Origin of the sequence: Escherichia sp. Marseille-Q3837, assembly GCF_916618735.1 — a bacterium.
Lineage (GTDB): Bacteria > Pseudomonadota > Gammaproteobacteria > Enterobacterales > Enterobacteriaceae > Escherichia > Escherichia ruysiae.
The window spans coordinates 3,361,786-3,386,346 of sequence record NZ_CAKAKC010000001.1; the positions used below are offsets into that span (position 1 = coordinate 3,361,786).

General features: G+C 49.0%; 21 protein-coding genes, 1 other RNA gene and 2 pseudogenes. 10 read left to right on the forward strand and 14 right to left on the reverse strand.

Features of this window, described 5'->3' with window-relative positions; translation table 11 throughout:
* Positions 1–62 precede the first annotated feature (62 nt).
* From LG381_RS16155 to fumD, 4 genes and pseudogenes are all read right to left on the reverse strand, one after another.
* On the reverse strand, positions 63–713 hold the full coding sequence (locus tag LG381_RS16155; protein WP_032225272.1) for a YdhW family putative oxidoreductase system protein: 651 nt from the start codon (positions 711–713) through the stop codon (positions 63–65).
* A gap of 12 nt (positions 714–725) precedes the next feature.
* Complete coding sequence (locus LG381_RS16160; protein ID WP_225762640.1) at positions 726–2,828, reverse strand: aldehyde ferredoxin oxidoreductase; 2,103 nt, start codon at positions 2,826–2,828, stop codon at positions 726–728.
* 20 nt (positions 2,829–2,848) lie between these two features.
* Positions 2,849–3,475: pseudogene (locus tag LG381_RS16165) on the reverse strand (ferredoxin-like protein).
* A 455-nt stretch (positions 3,476–3,930) separates the two neighbouring features.
* Positions 3,931–4,140, reverse strand: coding sequence for a fumarate hydratase FumD (fumD, locus tag LG381_RS16170; protein WP_000528337.1), 210 nt, complete (start codon positions 4,138–4,140; stop codon positions 3,931–3,933).
* Positions 4,141–4,495: 355 nt separating this feature from the next.
* On the opposite strand from fumD, the gene LG381_RS22390 reads away from it, so the two are divergent.
* The 3 genes from LG381_RS22390 to lpp all read left to right on the forward strand — a co-directional run bounded on the left by LG381_RS22390 (position 4,496) and on the right by lpp (position 6,657).
* Positions 4,496–4,690 carry a hypothetical protein gene (locus LG381_RS22390; protein WP_242664678.1) on the forward strand — a complete coding sequence of 65 codons (195 nt, stop codon included), beginning with the start codon at positions 4,496–4,498 and terminating at the stop codon, positions 4,688–4,690.
* A 7-nt stretch (positions 4,691–4,697) separates the two neighbouring features.
* Complete coding sequence (gene pykF, locus LG381_RS16175) at positions 4,698–6,110, forward strand: pyruvate kinase PykF (RefSeq protein WP_010346010.1); 1,413 nt, start codon at positions 4,698–4,700, stop codon at positions 6,108–6,110.
* A 310-nt stretch (positions 6,111–6,420) separates the two neighbouring features.
* The gene (gene lpp / locus LG381_RS16180; RefSeq protein WP_000648420.1) at positions 6,421–6,657 is read left to right on the forward strand and encodes a murein lipoprotein Lpp; all 237 of its coding nucleotides are present in this window, start codon (positions 6,421–6,423) and stop codon (positions 6,655–6,657) included.
* A 63-nt stretch (positions 6,658–6,720) separates the two neighbouring features.
* Here lpp and ldtE read toward each other — a convergent pair whose 3' ends face one another.
* The 10 genes from ldtE to LG381_RS16230 form a co-directional block, all read right to left on the reverse strand.
* A complete protein-coding gene (ldtE, locus tag LG381_RS16185) occupies positions 6,721–7,722 on the reverse strand; it encodes a L,D-transpeptidase LdtE (protein WP_225762641.1) in 1,002 nt (333 codons plus the stop codon).
* Positions 7,723–7,870: 148 nt separating this feature from the next.
* Positions 7,871–8,287, reverse strand: coding sequence for a cysteine desulfuration protein SufE (sufE, locus tag LG381_RS16190; protein WP_000279732.1), 417 nt, complete (start codon positions 8,285–8,287; stop codon positions 7,871–7,873).
* A 12-nt stretch (positions 8,288–8,299) separates the two neighbouring features.
* On the reverse strand, positions 8,300–9,520 hold the full coding sequence (sufS, locus tag LG381_RS16195) for a cysteine desulfurase SufS (protein WP_000144611.1): 1,221 nt from the start codon (positions 9,518–9,520) through the stop codon (positions 8,300–8,302).
* On the reverse strand, positions 9,517–10,788 hold the full coding sequence (gene sufD, locus LG381_RS16200; RefSeq protein ID WP_225762642.1) for a Fe-S cluster assembly protein SufD: 1,272 nt from the start codon (positions 10,786–10,788) through the stop codon (positions 9,517–9,519). The genes sufS and sufD overlap by 4 nt, the downstream gene beginning before the upstream one ends.
* A complete protein-coding gene (gene sufC / locus LG381_RS16205; protein ID WP_000948866.1) occupies positions 10,763–11,509 on the reverse strand; it encodes a Fe-S cluster assembly ATPase SufC in 747 nt (248 codons plus the stop codon). The genes sufD and sufC overlap by 26 nt, the downstream gene beginning before the upstream one ends.
* Positions 11,510–11,518: 9 nt before the next feature.
* Positions 11,519–13,006: a Fe-S cluster assembly protein SufB gene (gene sufB / locus LG381_RS16210; protein ID WP_225762643.1), complete on the reverse strand. Its 1,488-nt coding sequence runs from the start codon at positions 13,004–13,006 to the stop codon at positions 11,519–11,521.
* 8 nt (positions 13,007–13,014) lie between these two features.
* Positions 13,015–13,383, reverse strand: coding sequence for a Fe-S cluster assembly scaffold SufA (sufA, locus tag LG381_RS16215; RefSeq protein WP_225762644.1), 369 nt, complete (start codon positions 13,381–13,383; stop codon positions 13,015–13,017).
* Between the two features lie 552 nt (positions 13,384–13,935).
* Positions 13,936–14,124 carry a YdiH family protein gene (locus tag LG381_RS16220; RefSeq protein WP_001296104.1) on the reverse strand — a complete coding sequence of 63 codons (189 nt, stop codon included), beginning with the start codon at positions 14,122–14,124 and terminating at the stop codon, positions 13,936–13,938.
* 99 nt (positions 14,125–14,223) lie between these two features.
* Complete coding sequence (menI, locus tag LG381_RS16225) at positions 14,224–14,634, reverse strand: 1,4-dihydroxy-2-naphthoyl-CoA hydrolase (RefSeq protein ID WP_085460677.1); 411 nt, start codon at positions 14,632–14,634, stop codon at positions 14,224–14,226.
* Positions 14,631–17,687 carry an FAD-binding and (Fe-S)-binding domain-containing protein gene (locus LG381_RS16230; RefSeq protein WP_225762645.1) on the reverse strand — a complete coding sequence of 1,019 codons (3,057 nt, stop codon included), beginning with the start codon at positions 17,685–17,687 and terminating at the stop codon, positions 14,631–14,633. Before LG381_RS16230 ends, menI begins: the two co-directional genes overlap by 4 nt.
* A 388-nt stretch (positions 17,688–18,075) precedes the next feature.
* Here LG381_RS16230 and ydiK point away from each other — a divergent pair, with 388 nt between their 5' ends.
* The 7 genes and pseudogenes from ydiK (at position 18,076) to aroD (ending at position 24,436) form a co-directional block, all read left to right on the forward strand.
* Positions 18,076–19,188 (forward strand): AI-2E family transporter YdiK, encoded by a 1,113-nt coding sequence (gene ydiK / locus LG381_RS16235; protein WP_135405841.1) that lies wholly within the window; start codon positions 18,076–18,078, stop codon positions 19,186–19,188.
* 186 nt (positions 19,189–19,374) lie between these two features.
* Positions 19,375–19,482, forward strand: an RNA gene (gene rprA / locus LG381_RS16240) — antisense sRNA RprA.
* A 135-nt stretch (positions 19,483–19,617) separates the two neighbouring features.
* Complete coding sequence (locus LG381_RS16245; protein WP_105280476.1) at positions 19,618–19,974, forward strand: YdiL family protein; 357 nt, start codon at positions 19,618–19,620, stop codon at positions 19,972–19,974.
* A 99-nt stretch (positions 19,975–20,073) separates the two neighbouring features.
* A complete protein-coding gene (locus LG381_RS16250) occupies positions 20,074–21,288 on the forward strand; it encodes an MFS transporter (protein ID WP_222680538.1) in 1,215 nt (404 codons plus the stop codon).
* 226 nt (positions 21,289–21,514) lie between these two features.
* A pseudogene (locus tag LG381_RS16255) lies at positions 21,515–22,769 on the forward strand (MFS transporter).
* 11 nt (positions 22,770–22,780) lie between these two features.
* A complete protein-coding gene (ydiB, locus tag LG381_RS16260) occupies positions 22,781–23,647 on the forward strand; it encodes a quinate/shikimate dehydrogenase (protein WP_000383455.1) in 867 nt (288 codons plus the stop codon).
* Between the two features lie 30 nt (positions 23,648–23,677).
* On the forward strand, positions 23,678–24,436 hold the full coding sequence (gene aroD / locus LG381_RS16265; RefSeq protein WP_000860207.1) for a type I 3-dehydroquinate dehydratase: 759 nt from the start codon (positions 23,678–23,680) through the stop codon (positions 24,434–24,436).
* The last annotated feature ends 125 nt before the right edge of the window (positions 24,437–24,561 follow it).

Sequence of the window (24,561 nt, forward strand, 5' to 3'; positions counted from 1 at the left end):
TGATTATCCCCTAATGCAGTGGCTGCAACTGTCCACCCTGTCCATGACATTTCCCTGAAATTTCAGGGATTCTGAAACTGCTCTACCTCGAACCATTCGCATAAGCCATAAGCCTTGCCATAGCTCATATACCGCTCACTAAACAGGTACAGCACCGCTGTCGATGACTCAACCTGGCGTATATCGGCATATTCAGGGGCAACATCCATCGCGGCTATCGCGGCTTCAATCTGCGCGTCCTGGAAGTAATATGGCGCTTGCCTCAGCATGGCGACTTTGTAGGGTCGCGGATACGTCTGGCACTCAAAACGAACGACATGAGCAATGGCGCGACAAATGTCCTGCTCCACAACTTGCAAAGACATCGCCGCGTAGTTTTCGCTCATGGCCTGCGTTGAGTAATAGTAATCATCGTGAGTTCCCGTGATACAGGCGATATCCGCGTAGTCTCTGTTCTGTTTTATGCCTTCCAGCAAAACAGACAGATCCTCTTCAGCAACCGAATAGGGTGGCGAGAGAAACACGCCGCGCGCCACCAGTTGACCCGCTACCGAATGCTGGCGGATAAACTCTGCCAGGACGTCTGTAGGTTCTGGTTCTGCGATGTCTTCACTGACCGTGTCACCGGTGTGACGCATCCCCTGCAACCATTGACGCTTCACCTCATCAACTTCGCTGACGCCGGGTAGCGGCAGCTCATCCTGATGGCTCATCTCACCTATTCCTTACGCCGGAAGCAGATTGTGTGCAGCCAGATCGGTGGCAATATCTTCCAACCCCAGACGCTGCAACGTTTCACGTGTCGGACAACCGAGTTGTGGATCCCAGCCCATTTCCTTGTAGAACATCGTGAGAGACGCGTACATATCGTCGCGATCCATTTTGTCAGTTCCTTCGGTAAAGACCGGGATCTGCGGATCCTTGTCGAATACCCAGGAGCAAATAAGATCGTGCTCATTACGCATATCTTTGGTTTGCATCAGTTTTACCGTGTAAGCACGATGCAGTGTAAAGATACGTTCAGCGGCTAAATCTAATTTTTCCTGGGTCATCTCTTCACCGGTGATCGCTTTGAAGAATTTGGCTTCTAAAGCAAGGTCACCACGGTAATTACGGCTCTTCAGCGGCGAAACGGTCATTGGCCAGACCCAGTTGCACAGGGTGACGGCGTTATGCAAACAGACCCGCAACAGTGACCATTTGGCATATTTAATTTTTGCGTCATTGATCGGCGTGTAGTTTTTGGTTTCGTCGTAAGCATCTTCAGAGCCAAAAAGCTCTTTCGCCACTTCACGCTGCAATTTCAACGGCAGACCGGAACCAATAAAGTTAATGTGGGTGTGCGTCATGCAATCGCGGTTGAACATGCAGTTAACAATGGAACCAACTTGCGCCGAGGCTTCATTAGCATGGTGAACCGGATAGCCAAATGGTGACCAGAGTTTATTTTTCGCGTAACCCCAATACTCTTCGCCCAAATTCCAGCGTTCCGCAATGGCATATGAGCCATCAGCCAGGTGGCTCAACTCACCCACGCGATGCGCCAGACGGTAGTAAAAATCTTTGATGAAGTTAACGTCACCCGCTTCCAGCTGATCCCAGCGAATTTCCGCATACTCTTCAGCAGGCAGAACGCGTTTGAACACGCCTTTGCTGTAGCAATACGAAAAATCTCGATGTAGCTGCCCGTAGTTACACCACAGACCATAGTCATCAAACAGATTCAGACCAACCAGATTACCAATGACACGACCATCGTCTTTATCTTCAAAATCTTTCGGCCCGTTCGGGAAGATGGTGGTATGGACAAAGTTTGCTACACAAGTGTTACCGCCGGTGCTGGGCACGCCGAACTCTTTGACCCGAGGAATGTTCATCTGGGTCATACAACGAATTGGGCAAGAGTGGCAGCCGCTCATTTTTACCGTGTATTTCTCTGCCGCCGGACCTAAGTCAAAAACGGATTTATAGGTGCGAAAACCGACCGTGTTCTGATTTCCCGGCGGGATCTCTCCTGTTTCAATCGGGCCGCCTTCCGCCGCTCCCCAGAACAAACCTTTACGCGCCGTCCAGCGAGACTTGGGATCGGAGTACTCCGCCCACGATTGCGGTGTACTTGGCACCACATGGTTGTTATTAGCCCCGATAAGTTCGGTCATCATGTAGTCATTGAGACGTTTCATTTCCTGACGATCGGCAATGTTGACCCCCTTAGTCCCTTCAACTGCGATCGCCTTGAGGTTTTTCGACCCCATTATTGCGCCAGTTCCCGCGCCACCGCTGTGATTACGGCTATTCAACATGCCAGAGAGCGGCACAAGGTTTTCACCAGCCTGACCAATAGCTGCCACACAGGTTTCCGGGCTGGTCAAACGACAAATTTCTTCCGTCGTGGCTCGCGTCCCTTTACCCCATAGGAAATCTGCTTTTTCAAGGGTAACTTTGTCATCTTTAATATTCAGCCAAACCGGTGATTTCGCTTTCCCTTCGATAATAATGACGTCGTATCCAGCGAATTTCATTTGCGCGGCAAAAAAGCCGCCCATATGGGCATCGACGACTAAATTTCCTTTGGTAAAAGTGGAAAGTGAGGTGATATTTACGCGAGAACTACAGGGTGCACCAGAGCCAGTTAATGGCCCTGTAGCGAAGACTAATTTATTCGCTTCATCGAAAGGTTTAGTGCCAGCCGGCACTTCGTCATACATAATTTTGTAGCCAAAGCCCATGCCACCGACAAAACTTTTAAACTTACTGGAATCTTCGAGGGTAATATTTCCTGTCGTGAGATTGACTCTTAATATATTACCTGCCCAACCGTTAGCCATGATTTTTTCCTTTGCAAGATTCACACAGTAATATCTTTCCACTCGATAATTTTTAACGCCCCTGTTGGGCAGGCATTTGCGCATTCACCGCATAGCACACATTTCGAGGATTTTTTACTTTCGGTATTTACGGTAGCCATCATCCACGGACATGCTGTAGTACAGGCGCTACAACCAATACAACGTTTATGATCGACGACAATACAGCCTTCTTCCTGCTACCAGGTAATCGCGCCAATCGGGCAAACGTTCATGCATTGCGGATCTTTGCATTGACGACAGGTGTCAGCGGTATAGTTCAGATCGCCATACAGGCCACCGCCTGACCCTATTCCATTGTCGCCAAAGAAATAATTGCGATGAATTTTGATGCGGGAGAAAAAAGTGCCCACTGAGCCATCATTGAAGTTAGTACAAGAGATTTCACAGCGATGACAGCCTGTGCATCTCGCTCGCTGAGTCACCAGCACCCCTTTGGGGGTATTTATCAACCCAACCGTGCCGCTATCAATATCTTCCTGTTTGCAACCCAAAAGTGACAGTAACGCAGGGGCAATTGTTAAACCAGCAAGGCCTTTTCCTGATATACGCAAGAATTCTAATCGCGTTAAGCCAATATCTAATAGTGGACGTCCAACCGGGTTCATTTATTTCGCATCCTCTTCGCAAACACAGTGCTGACAATTCAGCAGCCTGATATTAAGCATTCAACTAATACGCTGCTGACTCTGTCCCCAACACCAGATATTTTCCCTAACCCGATAGTGTATGAGAAAGATTTAACGCTGATAAACTAATCCTTTATGGTTAGGAGAAAAAATAATGTGATTATTCTGAGCTCTTAACATTGATCGTTATCAATTAAAATCACAAAGTGAAAAATTAAAAGTGGACTGATATTTATTATCATCTGAAATTAATTTCATTTAAGCGACAATTATTTGTGATATTCATTCCAGAAAATAAAAATAACATTATCGTTATACACTTTAATACATATCGCAACTGATATAATTTCATCAGTTGCTATTTATGAAAATTAGCTGTGACTGCGATTGAAAGAAACGTATCAGGATGAAGCGTTGCACTTCATCCTGAACGATCATTTTACCAGCGCGTTAATGACGGTTTCCATCGCCTGTTTTTCCAGTTCACTACGTTGAATGCGTTTATTGGCTAAAGCCGTGCGTAATACGCCAGCGATGACAATATGTTTTGGTTCCTGTCCCAAATCGCGCATTTCCAGCACAACTTTACCGACTACCCTGCACATCTCGCGGTACAGTTCGTCATCTTTTGTTCGATTTCCCATTCTTTATACCTATTTATCATGCCAACTATCAGCATATATCAATCTAATCAATTAAACAAAAACCAAATAAAATCATATAAATAACGCGATAAATTATTTTGACTGTAGCGATTGAGCGATGGTGTATTTATACACCTGATGAACATACACTCCTCCCCACTCTGGCGACCTCACCTCCAGATGTTGCGCAAACAACGAAGTTTTTGCGTAATCTTTTCCCAGGAACGTTAAATCTTTGATAACAATTTATTGTCTGGCGACTTGTATATTTTTTTGAAACGCTGTTTTTGTTTTCCTTTTGGATTAATTTCAGCGTATAATGCGCGCCAATTGACTCTTGAATGGTTTCAGCACTTTGGACTGTAGAACTCAACGACTCAAAAACAGGCACTCACGTTGGGCTGAGACACAAGCACACATTCCTCTGCACGCTTTTTCGATGTCACCTATCCTTAGAGCGAGGCACCATCACTTTCGTAATACCGGATTCGCTTTCCGGCAGTGCGCCCAGAAAGCAAGTTTCTCCTATCCTTCTCAACTTAAAGACTAATACTGTCATGAAAAAGACCAAAATTGTTTGCACCATCGGACCAAAAACCGAATCTGAAGAGATGTTAGCTAAAATGCTGGACGCGGGCATGAACGTCATGCGTCTGAACTTCTCTCATGGTGACTATGCAGAACACGGTCAGCGCATTCAGAACCTGCGCAACGTGATGAGCAAAACAGGTAAAACTGCCGCTATCCTGCTCGATACCAAAGGTCCGGAAATCCGCACCATGAAACTGGAAGGCGGTAATGACGTTTCTCTGAAAGCAGGCCAGACCTTTACTTTCACCACTGACAAATCTGTTATCGGCAACAGCGAAATGGTTGCGGTAACTTATGAAGGTTTCACTTCTGACCTGTCCGTCGGCAACACCGTACTGGTTGACGATGGTCTGATCGGTATGGAAGTTACCGCCATTGAAGGTAACAAAGTTATCTGTAAGGTACTGAACAACGGTGACCTGGGCGAAAACAAAGGTGTGAACCTGCCAGGCGTTTCTATTGCCCTGCCGGCACTGGCTGAAAAAGACAAACAGGATCTCATCTTTGGTTGCGAACAAGGCGTAGACTTTGTTGCTGCTTCCTTTATCCGTAAGCGTTCTGACGTTATCGAAATCCGTGAGCACCTGAAAGCGCACGGCGGCGAAAACATCCAAATCATCTCCAAAATCGAAAACCAGGAAGGCCTCAACAACTTCGACGAAATCCTCGAAGCTTCTGACGGCATCATGGTTGCACGTGGCGACCTGGGTGTAGAAATTCCGGTTGAAGAAGTTATCTTCGCCCAGAAGATGATGATCGAAAAATGTATCCGCGCACGTAAAGTCGTTATCACTGCGACCCAGATGCTGGATTCCATGATCAAAAACCCACGTCCGACCCGCGCAGAAGCCGGTGACGTTGCGAACGCCATCCTCGACGGTACTGACGCAGTAATGTTGTCTGGTGAATCCGCAAAAGGTAAATACCCGCTGGAAGCTGTTTCTATCATGGCAACCATTTGCGAACGTACCGACCGCGTGATGAACAGCCGTCTCGAGTTCAACAACGACAACCGTAAACTGCGCATTACCGAAGCTGTTTGCCGTGGTGCGGTTGAAACTGCTGAAAAACTGGATGCTCCGCTGATCGTCGTAGCAACTCAGGGCGGTAAATCTGCTCGTGCAGTGCGTAAATACTTCCCGGATGCAACCATCCTGGCGCTGACCACTAACGAAAAAACTGCACATCAGCTAGTGCTGAGCAAAGGCGTTGTGCCACAGCTGGTTAAAGAGATCACTTCTACTGATGATTTCTACCGCCTGGGTAAAGAACTGGCTCTGCAGAGCGGTCTGGCGCACAAAGGTGACGTTGTAGTAATGGTTTCCGGTGCACTTGTACCGAGCGGCACTACCAACACCGCATCTGTTCACGTCCTGTAATATTGCTTTTGTGAATTAATTTGTATATCCAAGCGCCCTGATGGGCGCTTTTTTTATTTAATCGATAACCAGAAGCAATAAAAAATCAAATCGGATTTCACTATATAATCTCACTTTATCTAAGATGAATCCGATGGAAGCATCCTGTTTTCTCTCAATTTTTTTATCTAAAACCCAGCGTTCGATGTTTCTTTGAGCGAACGATCAAAAATAAGTGCCTTCCCATCAAAAAAATATTCTCAACATAAAAAACTTTGTGTAATACTTGTAACGCTACATGGAGATTAACTCAATCTAGAGGGTATTAATAATGAAAGCTACTAAACTGGTACTGGGCGCGGTAATCCTGGGTTCTACTCTGCTGGCAGGTTGCTCCAGCAACGCTAAAATCGATCAGCTGTCTTCTGACGTTCAGACTCTGAACGCTAAAGTTGACCAGCTGAGCAACGACGTGAACGCAATGCGTTCCGACGTTCAGGCTGCTAAAGATGACGCAGCTCGTGCTAACCAGCGTCTGGACAACATGGCTACTAAATACCGCAAGTAATAGTACCTGTGAAGTGAAAAATGGCGCACATTGTGCGCCATTTTTTTTGCCTGCTAATTACTGTTATTGCGTCGCGCGTAACATATTTCCCTGCTCAGGCTCGCCATTTTGAGCTGACTCAACTGCGGGCGAGTTGCTGACATGTGCCGTTCCATTGCCTACCGCGACCGGATATCCCGCCCGACGATATAAAGCTTTATCCACCAGCTTCTTATCAACAGCCTGATTATCTTTGAATTGCGTAAAGCCAACAGGCAGTTTGTACGGCATCGTCTGAACGTTCTGCTGTTCCTCTGCCGACAGGGGGCGATGTACTTCCACATAACGCATTCCGTTCGGTTCTACAGAGTATTTCACCGGTTCGTTGATCACTTTCACCGGCGTCCCCGTCCGCACGCTGGAGAACAAGGCTTTAATATCCGGTGCGTTCATACGAATACAGCCCGAACTGACGCGCAAACCGACGCTGTCCGGCGCACTGGTGCCATGAATGAGATATTCGCCATTGCCGTGCGCCAGGCGCATTGCGTAGTGTCCTAGTGGGTTATTAGGCCCTGCGGGAACGACTGGCGGTAATTTTATGCCACGCTCCAGCGAACGCTGCCGAATACCAGCGGTCGGTGTCCAGGTAGGGTTAGGGATTTTCTGCCCAACCCGCGTTTCCATCACTGGCGTTTCCAGCCCCTGCAAGCCAATGCCTATCGGGTAGACCTGCACGATATTTTCTCCTGGCGGATAATAATAAAGACGCAGCTCGGCAAGGTTAACGATAATCCCCTGACGCGGCGCATCAGGTAATAACAGTTGCGAAGGAATCGTTATCGTCGTGCCTGGTTTTGGCACCGGGGCGATGGTGTTATTGGCTTCCAGAATCAACATTGCCGCAGTATCAAAACGTCGGGCGATGGCCTGAAGGTTTTTATCCCCCTCTTGCACCGTATACGTTTGATTTTGCCCAACCAGTCGGCTGCCGGTTGGTGGGAGCGGATAATCTACCGCCCAGGTAGCGTGTATGGCGCTAAACGCGCCAATAAGGGTCAGTGTAAGCAGAGACGCGCGTTTCATTGTAAACCTCCTGTATTTGCCGGAGACTCACGCTAAGACGTCGGATGGTGCTTTTGCTTACCTGAAGCCGAAACACTCCTGTGCTGGTCAGAGTAAACATCGACCATCCGGCAATGTGAGTCATCCAGATGAAAGCTGTTCCTTTAGTTTAGCTAAGTGCAGCGGCTTTAGCGCGGATTGCACGAATCATCGCTTCCAGACCTTGTGAACGAGATGGGGTGAGATGCTGAGCAAGCGCCATTTTTTCAAACCACGGGCGCACGTCAAAATTAACAATATCCTGCGGCGTCATCTGGTCATAGAGAATAAAAACAACCGCAATAAGCCCTTTCACAATGGCGGCATCGCTGTCGCCCTGCAATTCAATAATTCCCTGCGCATTCTGGCGCATTACAATCCATACCTGACTCTGACAGCCCTGAATACTATTTTGCGGGTTTCTGTCTTCATCGCGTAATTCCGGCAGACGCTGACCCAGTTCAATAATGTAGAGATATTTCTCTTCCCAGTTGGCGCAGCGTAAAAAATTACGCAGCAATTTTTCTTTATCCGGCAATACAGCCATAGAGCCTCCCTGTTATCCCAGCAGACGATGAATGCGTTGCAATCCTGTCACCAGACGATCCACTTCTTCATGGGTGTTATACATAGCCAACGACGCCCGACACATAGCCGGAACGTTATAAAACGCCATCAACGGCATCGCGCAGTGATGGCCGGTACGCACAGCGATACCGTAGTTATCAAGAAAACTGCCAACATCATAGGCATGATGTTTACCGAGATTAAAGGCGATAACGCCAAGTCTGTCCGGTGGCCCATACAGAGTAAGATCCGGCACTGCTGTCAGTTGTGACAGCGCGTAATGCATCAGATTCTGTTCGTACTCAGCAATGTTGTTAAGCCCCAGAGCTGATACATACTCCAGCGCCGCACCAAGACCAATAATCCCCCCCGTATTGGGTGTGCCGGCCTCAAACCGCCACGGTGCTTTGGTCCAGGTAGTACCTTCGCTAAGGCTGACGGTGGCAATCATAGACCCGCCCCCTTCCCACGGCGGCATCTCCTGCAACAAGGCTTCTTTAACATAAAGAATGCCAATGCCGGTGGGGCCATACAGTTTATGCCCGGAAAAAACGTAGAAGTCGCAATCCAGCGCCTGCACATCCACCGGATGATGCATCACTGCCTGAGCGCCATCCACCAGCACTTTTGCGCCATGCTGGTGCGCAAGTGCGATCATTTCCGGCAGCGGATTTTCCGTCCCCAGCACATTAGACACGTGAGTAATCGCCAGCAGGCGGGTTTTCTCATCAAACAGATTAGGCAACGTCTCAAGTTGCAGCGTGCCGTCCGGATTAAGCGGGATCACCCGCAGCTCTGCGCCAACGCGCGCGCAAAGCATCTGCCAGGGAACAATGTTAGCGTGGTGTTCCATCTGACTGATGATGATGTTATCGCCTGCCCGCACGTTGCTATTGCCCCAGCTATTGGCGACCAGATTGATCCCTTCCGTCGTGCCACGGACGAACACCAGCTCTTCCGCCGAACGGGCATTGATAAACAGCGATGCACGCTTACGCACGTTCTCCATTTTCTCGGTCGCCTGGGCGCTTAACGTATGAATACCGCGATGCACCGCCGCGTAGCCGTGACGATAAAACTCAGCCTCGGCGTCAATCACCTGGCTCGGTTTCTGCGCACTGGCGGCGCTGTCGAGATAAGCCAGCGGCAAACCGTTCACCTCACGCGAGAGCACCGGAAAATCGGCCCGCACCTTCTCAACGGAAAAAGTCATCTTGCACCTCCCGGCAGCCGTTGGCCGATTCGAGCCAGCACCTGCTGTTTAAGACCCTCATCGCGCAAGGCTTCCGTCAGTTCGGCGGCAAAGGCATAGATGATCATCTGCTGGGCATCCTGCTGATTGATCCCGCGAGAACGCAGATAGAACATTTGCTCATCATCAATACGCCCGACCGTTGCGCCGTGGCTGCATTTCACATCATCGGCATAAATTTCCAGTTGCGGTTTGGTATCCACTTCCGCCAGCTTGCCCATCAGCAGATTATTATTGGTCATCTGGCCGTCAGTCTTGATGGCATACTGCGCGACATTAATCAAACCATTAAATACCGCGCGCCCTTTGTCGCTGACGATAGTTTTGTGCAACTGGCGGCTGTTACAAAAACCTTTATTGTGTTCCAGCCAGGTGCGGGTATCGCACACTTCATTTTTCACCGGCATCGCCAGGCTATTAATCCGCAGCGTACTGTTTTCGCCATTAAGTTGCGTACTGGTGTTGTGCCGTAACACGGCGCCACCAAGCAGAAAACTGTGGCTAGATGCGGTGGCATCGTCTGCCAGCAGCAAATCGTTATGGGCAAAGTGGTGACTGACCGGGTTTTCAAACGCCAGCTTGATATGCTGCAAGTGGGCGTTCGCTGCGACGTTGATAGTAAAGCGAGCGCCTGTAAAATGGCGGGCATCATTAAGGCTGACAAAATGTTCAATCACCGTCGCTTCCGCGCCTTCCGCCAGATCCAGATGATGGCGGTAATGGGCAGTGTTCACCTCTTCACCTACCACGCCCTGGGTAATATGCATTAACAGCAATGGCTTTGCAGGCCGTTGACCGCGCTTCACCGCAATATGCGTAACGCTTTGCGCCAGGCTTTCCGTCAGATGCAGAAACACTTCTGGCTGAATAGCATCGGGCAGCCCCTGGCGTTCGTCGTTTATGCTCACGTCATATCCGCTGCCTTCAGTTGCATCGCTAAGTGCTGGCATGTAACGTCCATCGACAAACACCAGTCGCACGGCGTCTAACGTTATGGCTAAGGCATCACGCTGCTGTGGGGATATCTCCCCCGCAATGCTGACAAACTGGCTATTGGTCAGCCCTTCCAGCGGCGTATATTTCCAGTGCTCATGTTTACGCGTCGGCAGACCGGTACGCAGCAATTGTTGTAAATGCTGCTGCGCTTGCGGGGAGCGTTTTGCCCCTTCAGCCTCAAACAAGTGATGCCACTGTTGCAGCACGTTACTGCTGTTCACTAAGCCAGCCATAACCCTGCTCCTCCAGTTGTTTGACCAACGTGAAATCGCCGGATTTCACAATTCGCCCCTGATACAGCACGTGGACGTAATCAGGCTTGATGTAGTCAAGAATGCGTTGGTAGTGCGTCACGATGATGAATGAACGCTTGCCATCACGCAGCGAGTTCACACCATCGGCAACCACTTTTAATGCGTCGATATCCAGCCCGGAGTCCGACTCATCAAGAATGCATAACTCCGGTTCCAGCACTGCCATTTGCAAAATATCGTTGCGCTTTTTCTCGCCACCGGAAAAACCAACGTTAACCGAACGGGTTAATAAATCTTCCGGCATCTTCAACAGGGCGATTTTCTCTTCCATCAAATCCTGAAAATCGAAGCGGTCGAGGGTTTCCTGACCGCGATAACTACGCACCGCATTGAGCGCCGTTTGCAGGAAAAACTGGTTACTGACGCCAGGGATTTCCACTGGATACTGAAAAGCCATAAAGATCCCTTCGCCTGCACGATCTTCCGGCGACAGCTCTAGCAAATCTTTGCCTTTAAACTCCACCGAGCCGCCCGTCACTTCATAATCTTCTCGCCCGGCAAGCGTTGCCGATAAGGTACTTTTGCCCGAACCGTTTGGCCCCATAATGGCGTGAACTTCGCCGGGACGAACGTCGAGGCTTAATCCGCGCAGGATAGCTTTATCTTCCACGCTGACGTGTAAATCTTTAATACTTAACATGTTTATTCCTTATCCGACGCTGTGTTCAAGACTGATGGCGAGGAGTTTTTGTGCTTCAACGGCAAATTCCAGCGGCAGTTCCGAGAACACGTCTTTGCAGAAACCGTTAACAATCATCGAGATGGCGTCTTCTTCGCTGATCCCGCGTTGCAGGCAGTAAAAGAGCTGATCTTCACCAATACGCGATGTCGTTGCCTCGTGCTCCAGTTGTGCGCTGTTATTGCGACATTCGACATACGGGAAGGTATGCGCCCCGCAATTAGCGCCAATCAGCATTGAGTCGCACTGAGTGAAGTTGCGCGCATTGGTTGCCGTCGGCATGATTTTCACCAGGCCGCGATAGCTGTTCTGGCTGTGTCCGGCAGAGATCCCTTTCGAGATAATGGTCGATTTGGTGTTCTTACCGATGTGGATCATCTTGGTGCCGGTATCAGCCTGCTGATGACCGCTGGTCAGCGCCACCGAGTAGAACTCACCGATAGAGTTATCGCCGCGCAGAATGCAGCTTGGGTATTTCCAGGTAATGGCTGAACCGGTTTCCGATTGCGTCCACGACATTTTGCTGTTTTCGCCTTCGCACAGAGCACGCTTGGTGACGAAGTTGAGAATACCGCCGGTGTTGTTATCGCCAGGGAACCAGTTTTGCACCGTGGAATATTTCACCTCGGCGTTTTTATGGATGATGACTTCCACCACCGCCGCGTGTAGCTGGTAGCTATCACGCACTGGTGCGGAGCAGCCTTCAATGTAGCTGACGTAGCTGTCTTCGTCGGCTACCAGAATGGTGCGCTCAAACTGCCCGGTTTTTTCTGCGTTAATGCGAAAATAGGTGGAAAGTTCCATCGGGCAGCGCACGCCTTTAGGTACATAAATAAACGTACCATCGGAAGCCACCGCCGCATTGAGCGCGGCAAAAAAGTTGTCATTCCCAGGCACCACGGTGCCGAGATATTTCTTCACCAGCTCCGGGTGCTCATGAATCGCTTCGCCAAAGGAACAGAAAATGATCCCCTGCTCCGCCAGTTTTTCGCGATAAGTGGTGGCAACCGAAACAGAATCGAAAATGGCATCCACCGCCACCTCTTTGCCTTCCCGCACCGGTACGCCCAACTGCTCAAATGCCGCTTCAACCTCTTTACTTAAAAAAGCGTTTGCGCCGGTTTGTTGCACCGCGCCCGGTTCAGAAACACAGGTGTCATCGCAGTTACCACATGAAGGCGCGGAGTAATAGCTATAATCCTGATAATTCAGCTTATCGTAGTGCGCCTTCAACCAGTGCGGCTCTTCCATCTCCAGCCATGCGTGAAAGGCGTTGAGACGAAACGCCAGCATCCACTCCGGTTCATTACGCTTCGCCGAGATTGCGCGCACCACCTCTTCGTTTATGCCCTTAGCCAGCTCATCAGTGGCTAACTGGGTGAAGAATCCTTCTTTATAATTCAGCGAGCCGCCAGTCCAGGTTTTGACATCGTCAGTTGCTTCAGTATTACGAGACATAGTACCGCCTATACCCCGAAGCTTTCGCCACAGCCACATTCATTCTGGGCTTTCGGGTTGTGAAATTTGAATATCTGATTGAGTCCTTCGCGAACGAAATCGACTTCCGTGCCATCAATAAACGGCATTGCTTGTAGCGGGACATACAGCTTCGCGCCGTCGTGTTCAAACAGCAGATCGTCTTTGTCCGGCTCGCTAACACTGTCGAGTACATAGCCAAAGCCCGCGCAACCCGTTTGCTTCACGCCTAAGCGCACGCCGACCATACCTGGCTGCTTTGCCACCAGCTCGCGGATGTGCACCGCCGCTGCGGGTGTCAGCGTTAAGCCTTGCCAGGCGAAATCCTGTGGATTAAAGATTCCTGAATGCATGTCCATCGATTTACCTCACTTCATCGCTTTCAGCGTATAACAGCATGTTAGTGATAATGATTATCAGTTCAACCCGACAAACGCAGGGGCTTTACCGTAAAACATGCTTTTTACCTGCATTTAATAAGCATAGACCCTGATGTGCGGCTTAACAGGCACGCTAAGAATTAGGTATCTCATTGTTAGTTAATGATTATTACCGGAGGACATTTAAGACTGTGATGGAAAAGAAAAAGTTGTATTGAAAATGACTATTTAAGAGATAGGTAAAAAAGTGGCTCGTTCAGAAATAAGAAAACCCTTAAGTCTGTGCTACACAGGCTTAAGGGTTTCTACCCCATCCGGCGCTTATCTCCGGCACTCACAGTGGCTTAGCTCTTGAAGGGACGATAAGAATAATCTCATAAAGCTAAGCCAGCGTTTTAACACAACCTGCGATTTGTATTCTTTTTGAACAAAATCAAGCGGGTAAAAATGGGAGAAGTCAGAAGAAAGTCGTCAGACCTGGACTGGAGTTAATCCAGGTCGATGGGGCACACTAACTGCGTTCAGCCAGAATCAATGCACGCCCAAACGCCAGGCAAAGTAGATTTCTTCTTTTAATTCAGCAGAAGAGAGAGTAAGCAGATCAGCGAATTCAAGTTCTAGTTGTTTCAGACGTTTGAGATATTGGGCAGGTGAAAGATTGCTCTGGTCACGGCGTAAAAATTCAATGGCCAGTTGGGTGGGATCAAGTTGAGTAGACATAGCATCCTCGCTTTTAGACAAGACCTGCACAGTATACCACCGTTTACTGTGCAGATAATAACCAAAGGCAATATGCGTCACACTTTTCTGGTGACAACGTCACAAAATAGCGGTCGTCAATCGTGACGAACAGCACAAACGCTCTTTCTCATCGAATATTTCAATCTGCCAGACCTGATGACGTGAACCAAGATGCAGCGGCTTGCAAACGCCGCGAACTCGCCCTTCTCGCGCTGATCGAACATGGTTAGCATTGATTTCCAGACCAACGACTTTTTGATCACCTTCGGTACATAAATAACCGGCAACGGAGCCAATACTTTCGGCCAGCACCACGGACGCACCGCCATGCAGCAGCCCGAAAGGTTGCTTTGTCCGCGAATCTACCGGCATTGTCGCTTCCAGAGTGTCATCACCAATATGTTCAAAGCGAATATCCAGCAATCCCACCATGTTTCCATCACCCATGGCATTCAGTGCTTCCAGGGTGATTTTACGTTTCCATATCATTTAATAATCTCCAGTAATGCCTGCACAGGATGGCGTACCCCCGTACCTTCAACCCGTTTTACCTGACTACGGCAGGAATATCCGGTCGCCAGACAGCGATTTCGCGGCAGACGCTGCATCGCCTGATGCCAGGATAACTCATAGATCCCAAGCGAGTTTTTATGATTTTTCGCTTCATGTCCGTAAGTCCCCGCCATACCGCAGCAACCCACACTGACATTTTCCAGCTTCGCGCCAAAACGGGCAAATATCGCGGCCCATTGTGCTGGCGCGCCCGGCAAGGCGGTGACTTCGGTACAGTGACCAAAGAAATACCACGGTTCACCGCTGACCGCAGCCACTGGCTGTGACTCAAGTACGCTTGCCAGCCATTCATTCGCCAGCAGAACGTTAAACTCGCCGCGTTCCTCGCCGAGAGTGAGTTTGTATTCGTCGCGATAACAAAGTACCAGCGCCGGATCGACACCCACCATTGGCATTCCCAGCTTCGCCATACGGTTGAGGAAATCCGCCGTCTTTTTCGCCGTCTTCACAAAACGATTGAGGAACCCTTTGATGTGCTGGGCTTTACCATTCGGCGAGAATGGCAGTAACACAGGCTGGAAACCTAATTTTTCGACCAGACGCACAAAATCCGCCACCACTTGCGCATCGTAATAGCTGGTGAAAGGGTCTTGCACCACCAACACCGTGCGCGCTTTCTGCTCAACATTGAGAGCTTCAAGCTGTTCCAGCGTCATGTTTGCCGAGCGATGCCCCACCATTTGTTGTTGCAGCGACGGCACCGAAAGCAGCGGCAAGTCGACCATGCCGATATGTTTTTTCGACAGTTTGCGAACCAGAGGCTGGTTAATGAAGAAGTTAAACGTCTTCGGCGCTCGCGCCATCAGCGGCGCATAACTTTCGACCGTCGCCACAAGATGGTCGCGCAGCGGGCGTAAATAACGGGTGTGATAGAGTTGCAGGAAACGAGAGCGGAACTCTGGCACATCTATTTTGATAGGGCACTGGGTCGAACAGGCTTTACAGGCCAGACAGCCTGACATCGCCTCTTTCACTTCGTGGGAGAAGTCATATTCGCCTTTATTTGCGTGCCAGCTATTGCGCGTGCGGGCAATTAACGTCCGCAAACTGGCTCGCGATTCCGGCAGTTCTTGTTCCAGTTTTAGAGGATCAACACCACGGTCAGCCAGCAAACGTAGCCATTCACGCACCAGCGTTGCGCGCCCTTTCGGTGAATGAATCCGGTTCTGGGTGATCTTCATCGACGGGCACATGGGGCTGCGGGCATCAAAGTTGAAGCATAAACCGTTGCCGTTACACTCCATCGCACCGCGCCACTGCTGGCGTACCGCGATGGGGATCTGCCGATCAAATGTACCGCGCTTTACCGCGTCCACTTTCATCATCGGCGCGTCGAGACCTTCTGGCGGGCAAATCTTTCCTGGGTTGAGTCGGTTATGCGGGTCAAATGCCGCTTTCACTTTGCGCAGTTCTGCAAAAAGTTCCTCACCGAAAAACGCCGGGCTGTATTCGGCGCGAAAACCTTTGCCGTGCTCGCCCCACAACAAACCACCGTATTTCGCAGTCAGCGCCACCACGTCATCAGAAATTTGCTTCATCAACATCTCTTGTTGCGGATCGCACATATCCAGCGCCGGACGAACGTGCAAAACCCCCGCATCGACGTGACCAAACATACCGTAGCTTAAGCCGTGACTGTCGAGCAGCGCGCGAAATTCAGCAATATAATCCGCCAGGTGTTCTGGCGGCACGCAGGTATCTTCGGCAAACGGAATTGGCTTAGCGGCGCCTTTAGCATTGCCAAGCAGGCCAACAGCTTTTTTGCGCATCGCATAGATACGTTCAACACCCGCCAGCTCGCGGCACACCTGCCAGCCAATGACACCTGCTTGCTGACTAGCGATAAGTTCGTCCAGCCGCGTACAGAGTGCATTTACCCGCTCGTCAATCAGCGCCTCATCATCACCAGCAAATTCCACAATGTTCAGTCCGAGCATCTCTTTGTCGGGCACATCGGTAATCAACTCACTGACGGAATGCCAGACGATATCTTCCCGCGCAAGGTTCAGCACTTTAGAATCCACCGTCTCAACTGAAAGCGCGCGCGCCTCAACCATAAACGGCGCGTTACGCAGCGCGGAGTCAAAAGAGTCATATTTGACGTTCACCAGACGGCGCACTTTCGGCAAGCGAGTAATATCCAGTCGCGCTTCGGTAATAAAGGCCAGCGTCCCTTCTGAACCCGTCAGAATGCGCGTCAGGTCGAACTCGGTCATCTCATCGTTAAAGACATGACGCAGATCGTAACCGGTAAGAAAGCGGTTAAGTTTGGGAAATTTGTCGATGATTAACTGCCGTTGCTGACGGCTGCGTTGATAAACCGTTTTATAGATACGCCCGATAGCTGTATTGGTTTTGCCCAGCGTTTCCGCCAGCTCGACGGGTAAAGGTTGCGTATCGAGAATATCGCCCCCCAACAACACTGCCCGCACGCCGAGCACGTGATCTGACGTTTTGCCATAGACCAGCGAGCCCTGACCGGAAGCATCGGTATTGATCATCCCGCCGAGCGTTGCCCGGTTGCTGGTCGAAAGTTCTGGTGCAAAAAAGTAGCCGAACGGTTTCAGGTACTGGTTAAGCTGATCTTTAATAACCCCCGCTTCAACGCGCACCCAGCCCTCTTCAGGGTTAATTTCGATGATGCGGTTCATATGACGGGACATATCAACAATAATCCCCTGGTTGAGCGCCTGACCGTTAGTGCCGGTGCCGCCACCGCGCGGGGTGAAGATCAACGATGAATAGCGTTCCTGCGCAGCCAGACGGGCGATTAATGCCACATCTGCGGTCGAACGCGGAAATACCACTGCGTCGGGGAGAAGTTGGTAAATACTGTTGTCGGTCGACATTGTCAGACGATCGGCATAACTTGTCGCCGTATCGCCGGTAAAACCCTGTTGCTCCAGCTCTTGCAAAAAATTAAGCACCAGTTGAACGACGCCGGGTGCCTGGGAAATCTGTGGAATCATTATATTGACCCTTTCCTGCGGTCTGTGATGTAGGTCGATACACAGTTCTTTCAGGCTACTGCAATAGCGCACTGAAAGGTGATGTATGTTTACTCTATGGATTTCGAGTTGCGGGAAGGCGGCAAGCGAGTGAACGCCAGGAGCTTACAAAAGTAAGTGACTGGGGTGAACGAACGTAGCCGCAGCACATGCAACTTGAAATACGACGAGTAAACCGTTTGCGTGTTGCCTGAATTGTTGTACCACATTTTTTTCTTACACGCCCATCAGAATTAAGGGCAGAATCGGCCTGTTAAAAACCGCTGAAATTGCTCATCATTATGCAGGTGAGTTTCGCGTGTTCACGTCGCGTCGACGATTTGACGCACAAAAAAGGTGAAAAGTAGTTATGGTAAATGTTCGTCAGCCCAGGGATGTCGCACAAATTCTGCTTTCGGTGCTGTTTTTAGCCATCATGATTGTGGCATGTCTGTGGATTGTTCAACCCTTCATTCTCGGCTTTGCGTGGGCCGGTACGGTGGTTATCGCTACCTGGCCGGTATTGTTACGCTTGCAAAAGATCATGTTTGGTCGCCGTTCGCTCGCCGTTCTGGTGATGACGCTGTTATTAGTGATGGTGTTTATCATCCCTATCGCCTTATTGGTTAACAGTATCGTCGATGGCAGTGGGCCGTTGATTAAAGCCATTTCCAGCGGCGACATGACGTTACCCGATCTGGCGTGGCTTAATACCATTCCGGTGATTGGTGCGAAGCTGTATGCAGGCTGGCACAATTTGCTGGATATGGGGGGTACGGCGATCATGGCGAAAGTCCGTCCTTATATTGGCACCACCACCACCTGGTTTGTTGGGCAGGCGGCGCATATCGGGCGCTTTATGGTGCATTGTGCATTAATGCTTCTCTTCAGCGCCCTGCTGTACTGGCGCGGTGAACAGGTAGCGCAAGGCATTCGCCATTTTGCCACTCGTCTGGCAGGCGCTCGCGGTGATGCCGCAGTCCTGCTGGCGGCGCAGGCTATCCGTGCGGTGGCGCTGGGCGTGGTGGTAACAGCGTTGGTGCAGGCGGTACTTGGCGGTATCGGTCTGGCGGTATCCGGCGTTCCTTACGCAACGCTGCTGACGGTGTTAATGATCCTCTCCTGCCTTGTCCAGCTTGGCCCGCTGCCGGTGTTGATTCCGGCGATTATCTGGCTCTACTGGACCGGTGATACCACCTGGGGCACGGTATTGCTGGTGTGGAGTGGTGTGGTTGGCACACTGGATAACGTGATTCGCCCGATGTTAATTCGCATGGGCGCCGATTTACCGCTGATCCTGATCCTCTCCGGGGTTATCGGTGGTTTGATTGCCTTCGGGATGATTGGTCTGTTTATTGGTCCGGTTCTGTTAGCCGTTTCCTGGCGTCTGTTTGCTGCGTGGGTGGAAGAAGTCCCGCCACCGACTGACCAGCCGGAAGAAATTCTCGAAGAACTGGGCGAAATTGAAAAGCCGAATAAGTAACTCTCTCATCAGGCGGCTCTGCCGCCTGATTGTTAACCATCGCTAATTGATATTTCATTTCTCAACCTCGTATTTCCCTGCTTACCTCCATTCAGCTGGTAGTACCTGTCGCAAATTCTTTACAGTTTTTAAACTAATGAGACGAATCTGATCGACGCAAAAAGTCCGTATGCCTACTATTAGCTCACGGTTATAAATCAACATATTGATTTATAAGCATGGAAATCCCCTGAGTGAAACAACGAATTGCTGTGTGTAGTCTTTGCCCATCTCCCACGATGGGCTTTTTTTTAACATTTTTCCGTTTCCTTACCTCGCCATTCATTCTTTCCAATAATGTTGCACAAGATACTGTGACTCTCTTCAAGCCGTTAGCAGGCTGATAATGTTATTTATATTTTATTCTATTTTTTGATGCAGCCATTACCTATGAACGCTTATGAACTCCAGGCACTACGCCATATTTTTGCCATGACTGTTGATGAATGCGCGACCTGGATTGCCCAGACAGATGACAGCGAAAGCTGGCGGCGGTGGGAAAATGGCAAAAGCGCCATTCCTGATAGCGTCGTTGAAAAATTGCTGGCTATGCGTCAGCAAAGAAAAAAACATCTTCACGCCATCATAGAGAAAATAAATAACCGCATCGGCAATAACACCATGCGTTTTTTCCCTGACTTAACCGCGTTTCAACGTGTCTACCCTGACGGCGATTTTATTGACTGGAAGATTTATCAATCAGTAGCCGCTGAGTTATATGCGCACGATCTTGAACGCCTTTGTTGATATTTTAACGGGAATCAACAGTCATCATTACAAAAATAATGAACGGATATTGACGCAATATCGCCACATTTTTTAAAGCACAGTTGCTAAGTGGATCTTATGAAAAATCCCTATCTCCCTACCGCGCTGGGGTTGTATTTCAATTACCTGGTGCATGGTATGGGCGTCATTTTGATGACCCTGAATATGGCCTCGCTGGAGACACTTTGGCATACCAATGCGGCAGGTGTCTCGATTGTTATCTCATCATTAGGCATTGGTCGACTAAGCGTCCTGTTTCTTTCTGGCTTATTATCCGATAGATTAGGTCGCCGACCGTTTATCATTCTCGGTATGTGCTGCTATATCGCCTTCTTTTTTGGCATCCTGCACACCAATAACATCATTATCGCTTATGTTTTTGGCTTTCTGGCCGGAATGGCAAACAGTTTTCTCGATGCAGGTACTTATCCCAGCCTGATGGAAGCCTTTCCTCATTCACCGGGTACAGCCAATATTTTAATTAAAGCGTTTGTTTCCTGCGGACAATTTTTATTGCCGTTAATCATTAGTTTATTGGTATGGGCCGAACTGTGGTTTGGTTGGTCTTTTATGATTGCCGCAGGCATTATGATTATTAACGGTCTGTTTTTATACCGCAGTACCTTTCCACCGCATCCGGGTCGTCGCTTACCGGCAGTAAATAAAACAACCACTTCTGCGGGGCATCGCTGCTCAATAATCGATTTAGCCAGTTATACCTTATATGGCTATATATCAATGGCAACGTTTTATCTGGTCAGCCAGTGGCTGGCACAATACGGACAATTTGTCGCTGGCATGTCATACACAATGTCGATCAAATTACTCAGCATCTACACCGTGGGATCGCTGCTTTGCGTATTTATTAGTGCACCGCTCATTCGTAAAGCGATTCACCCGACAACATTGTTGATGCTGTACACGTTTATCTCATTTATTGCCCTGCTCACCGTTTGCCTGTATCCCATATTTTATGTGGTAATAACATTCGCTTTCGTTATTGGTTTTACCTCCGCTGGAGGCGTTGTACAAATTGGCCTGACGTTAATGGCTGAACGTTTTCCCTACGCTAAAGGTAAAGCAACCGGGATTTATTACAGTGCGGGAAGTATTGCGACCTTTACCATTCCGTTGATTACGGCTCATCTATCACAAAGAAGTATTGCCGATATTATGTGGTTCGATACTGGCATCGCTGCCGTCGGTTTTTTACTGGCGCTGTTTATTGGCTTACGCAGCCACAAGGAAACACAACATCCATCGCTAAAGGGAAATGTCGCCACGGGCGGGTAATGCAATATTCTTTTCAGGACATGCAAGATCTTACGGATAAATTAATCTTTCTGCGCTAATTAAGGGAAATCACGATCCAAAACAAACTATCTCATGCAATATACCTGGAAACATAAACTTTATGCCATGTATCCGGAGAAAATCATCTTCAGTATAGTGATTATGTAAACCGTCGAAGAACAATACGTACAGTAACAAAATTATCTTTCAGCAAGGAGCTGTGAAAATGTCTCAAAATAAGGCTTTCAGCACGCCATTTATCCTGGCTGTTCTTTGTATATACTTCAGCTATTTCCTGCACGGCATTAGTGTTATTACACTTGCACAGAACATGTCATCTCTGGCAGAAAAATTTTCAACGGACAACGCGGGTATTGCTTATTTAATTTCCGGTATTGGCCTGGGTCGCCTGATCAGTATTTTATTCTTCGGTGTAATCTCCGACAAATTTGGACGGCGCGCAGTCATATTAATGGCAGTAATAATGTATCTACTGTTCTTCTTTGGTATTCCCGCTTGCCCGAATTTAACGCTCGCTTACTGTCTGGCAGTGTGCGTAGGTATCGCTAACTCGGCGCTGGATACCGGTGGTTACCCGGCGTTGATGGAATGCTTTCCGAAAGCCTCCGGGTCGGCGGTAATACTGGTTAAAGCAATGGTGTCATTCGGGCAAATGTTCTATCCAATGCTGGTGAGTTATATGCTGCTGAATAACATCTGGTACGGCTATGGGCTGATTATTCCTGGCATCCTGTTTGTACTGATCACGCTGATGCTGTTGAAAAGCAAATTCCCCAGCCAGTTGGTGGACGCCAGTGTTGCCAATGAATTGCCGATAATGAACAGTAAACCGTTAGTCTGGCTGGAAGGTGTTTCGTCGGTACTGTTCGGTGTTGCCGCATTCTCGACCTTTTATGTGATTGTGGTGTGGATGCCCAAATATGCAATGGCATTTGCTGGTATGTCGGAAGCCGAAGCATTAAAAACCATCTCTTATTACAGTATGGGTTCGCTGGTCTGTGTCTTTATATTTGCCGCGTTACTGAAAAAAATAGTACGCCCCATCTGGGCTAACGTATTTAACTCTGCACTGGCAACGGTAACCGCCGCCATTATCTACTTGTATCCTTCCCCATTGGTGTGTAATGCCGGAGCCTTTGTTATCGGTTTCTCAGCGGCTGGCGGCATTTTACAACTCGGTGTTTCGGTCATGTCAGAGTTTTTCCCCAAAAGCAAGGCCAAAGTCACCAGTATTTATATGATGATGGGCGGTCTGGCAAACTTTATTATTCCACTGATTACCGGTTATCTGTCAAATATCGGCCTGCAATATATCATCGTTCTCGATTTTACTTTCGCGTTGCTGGCTCTGATTACCGCGATTATTGTTTTCATTCGCTATTACCGCGTATTCATTATTCCCAAAAATGATATCCGGTTAGGCGAACGTTATTTTAAACACAATTAAGCACAGAGGTTAAAGGAGTGAATTATGGATGTTACCGCAAAATACGAATTGATTGGGTTGATGGCCTATCCTATCCGCCACAGTTTATCGCCTGAAATGCAGAATAAAGCCTTAGAAAAAGCGGGATTGCCATTTACCTATATGGCCTTTGAAGTGGATAACGATAGCTTTGCCGGAGCAATTGAAGGATTAAAAGCCCTCAAAATGCGCGGCACCGGTGTGTCGATGCCGAACAAACAACTGGCGTGTGAATATGTTGATGAATTAACGCCTGCGGCGAAACTGGTGGGCGCCATCAATACCATCGTTAATGATAACGGCTACCTGCGTGGTTATAACACCGACGGCACAGGCCATATTCGCGCCATAAAAGAGAGCGGTTTTGATATCAAAGGAAAAACGATGGTGCTGTTAGGTGCCGGTGGCGCCTCAACGGCGATTGGCGCGCAGGGTGCGATTGAAGGGTTAAAAGAAATTAAACTCTTTAACCGTCGGGATGAGTTTTTCGATAAAGCCCTCGCCTTCGCGCAACGGGTCAACGAAAACACCGATTGCGTCGTCACAGTGACGGATCTCGCCGATCAGCAGGCCTTTGCCGAGGCGCTGGCTTCTGCCGACATTTTAACCAACGGCACTAAAGTGGGTATGAAACCCCTTGAAAATGAATCATTGGTTAATGATATCAGTCTGTTACATCCAGGACTTCTGGTCACCGAATGCGTATATAACCCGCATATGACGAAGTTATTGCAGCAGGCGCAACAAGCAGGTTGCAAAACGATTGATGGATACGGCATGTTGTTGTGGCAAGGGGCTGAACAGTTCACGTTATGGACTGGCAAAAATTTCCCTCTGGAATACGTTAAACAGGTCATGGGGTTCGGCGCCTGACAGGCTGACCGCGTGCAGAAAGGGTAAGAAATGAAAACCGTAACTGTAAAAGATCTCGTCATTGGCACGGGTGCACCAAAAATCATCGTCTCGCTGATGGCGAAAGATATCGCCAGCGTGAAATCTGAAGCTCTTGTCTATCGTGAAGCGGACTTTGATATTCTGGAATGGCGCGTGGATCACTTTGCCGACCTCACCTGTGTGGAGTCGGTCATGGCGGCGGCAAAAATTCTCCGTGAGACCATGCCAGAAAAACCGCTGCTGTTTACCTTCCGCAGTGCCAAAGAAGGCGGCGAGCAGGCGATTTCCACCGAGGCTTATATTGCACTCAATCGTGCAGCCATCGACAGCGGCCTGGTTGATATGATCGATCTGGAGTTATTTACCGGCGATGATCAGGTTAAAGAAACCGTCGCCTACGCCCACGCGCATGATGTGAAAGTTGTCATGTCCAACCATGACTTCCATAAAACGCCTGAAGCCGAAGAAATCATTGCCCGTCTGCGCAAAATGCAGTCCTTCGATGCCGATATTCCTAAGATTGCGCTGATGCCGCAAAGTACCAGCGATGTGCTGACGTTGCTTGCTGCGACCCTGGAGATGCAGGAGCAGTATGCCGATCGTCCAATCATCACGATGTCAATGGCAAAAACTGGCGTAATTTCTCGTCTGGCTGGTGAAGTATTTGGCTCGGCGGCAACTTTTGGTGCGGTAAAAAAAGCCTCTGCACCAGGGCAAATCTCGGTAAATGATTTGCGCACAGTATTAACTATTTTACATCAGGCATAAGCAATAATATTTCGGCGGGAATATCCTCCCCCGCCGAACTAAAAAAATATATTTAACCGTATTTAATAAAAATATTTCGTGAGTCTCTGTGCGCTAATTCTCCATCTGGTGTAGGGAAAATCACA

Excerpts from the sequence above, each read along its gene's own strand:
- sufE (WP_000279732.1), bottom strand. The coding sequence starts at position 8,287 with ATGGCTGTATTGCCGGATAAAGAAAAATTGCTGCGTAATTTTTTACGC.
- lpp (WP_000648420.1), top strand. The coding sequence starts at position 6,421 with ATGAAAGCTACTAAACTGGTACTGGGCGCGGTAATCCTGGGTTCTACT.
- LG381_RS16245 (WP_105280476.1), top strand. The coding sequence starts at position 19,618 with ATGAACGCTTATGAACTCCAGGCACTACGCCATATTTTTGCCATGACT.
- aroD (WP_000860207.1), top strand. The coding sequence starts at position 23,678 with ATGAAAACCGTAACTGTAAAAGATCTCGTCATTGGCACGGGTGCACCA.
- ldtE (WP_225762641.1), bottom strand. The coding sequence starts at position 7,722 with ATGAAACGCGCGTCTCTGCTTACACTGACCCTTATTGGCGCGTTTAGC.
- fumD (WP_000528337.1), bottom strand. The coding sequence starts at position 4,140 with ATGGGAAATCGAACAAAAGATGACGAACTGTACCGCGAGATGTGCAGG.
- LG381_RS16230 (WP_225762645.1), bottom strand. The coding sequence starts at position 17,687 with ATGATTCCACAGATTTCCCAGGCACCCGGCGTCGTTCAACTGGTGCTT.
- pykF (WP_010346010.1), top strand. The coding sequence starts at position 4,698 with ATGAAAAAGACCAAAATTGTTTGCACCATCGGACCAAAAACCGAATCT.
- LG381_RS16250 (WP_222680538.1), top strand. The coding sequence starts at position 20,074 with ATGAAAAATCCCTATCTCCCTACCGCGCTGGGGTTGTATTTCAATTAC.
- ydiB (WP_000383455.1), top strand. The coding sequence starts at position 22,781 with ATGGATGTTACCGCAAAATACGAATTGATTGGGTTGATGGCCTATCCT.
- sufA (WP_225762644.1), bottom strand. The coding sequence starts at position 13,383 with ATGGACATGCATTCAGGAATCTTTAATCCACAGGATTTCGCCTGGCAA.
- sufC (WP_000948866.1), bottom strand. The coding sequence starts at position 11,509 with ATGTTAAGTATTAAAGATTTACACGTCAGCGTGGAAGATAAAGCTATC.
- LG381_RS16220 (WP_001296104.1), bottom strand. The coding sequence starts at position 14,124 with ATGTCTACTCAACTTGATCCCACCCAACTGGCCATTGAATTTTTACGC.
- sufB (WP_225762643.1), bottom strand. The coding sequence starts at position 13,006 with ATGTCTCGTAATACTGAAGCAACTGACGATGTCAAAACCTGGACTGGC.
- ydiK (WP_135405841.1), top strand. The coding sequence starts at position 18,076 with ATGGTAAATGTTCGTCAGCCCAGGGATGTCGCACAAATTCTGCTTTCG.
- sufS (WP_000144611.1), bottom strand. The coding sequence starts at position 9,520 with ATGACTTTTTCCGTTGAGAAGGTGCGGGCCGATTTTCCGGTGCTCTCG.
- LG381_RS16160 (WP_225762640.1), bottom strand. The coding sequence starts at position 2,828 with ATGGCTAACGGTTGGGCAGGTAATATATTAAGAGTCAATCTCACGACA.
- LG381_RS16155 (WP_032225272.1), bottom strand. The coding sequence starts at position 713 with ATGAGCCATCAGGATGAGCTGCCGCTACCCGGCGTCAGCGAAGTTGAT.
- sufD (WP_225762642.1), bottom strand. The coding sequence starts at position 10,788 with ATGGCTGGCTTAGTGAACAGCAGTAACGTGCTGCAACAGTGGCATCAC.
- menI (WP_085460677.1), bottom strand. The coding sequence starts at position 14,634 with ATGATATGGAAACGTAAAATCACCCTGGAAGCACTGAATGCCATGGGT.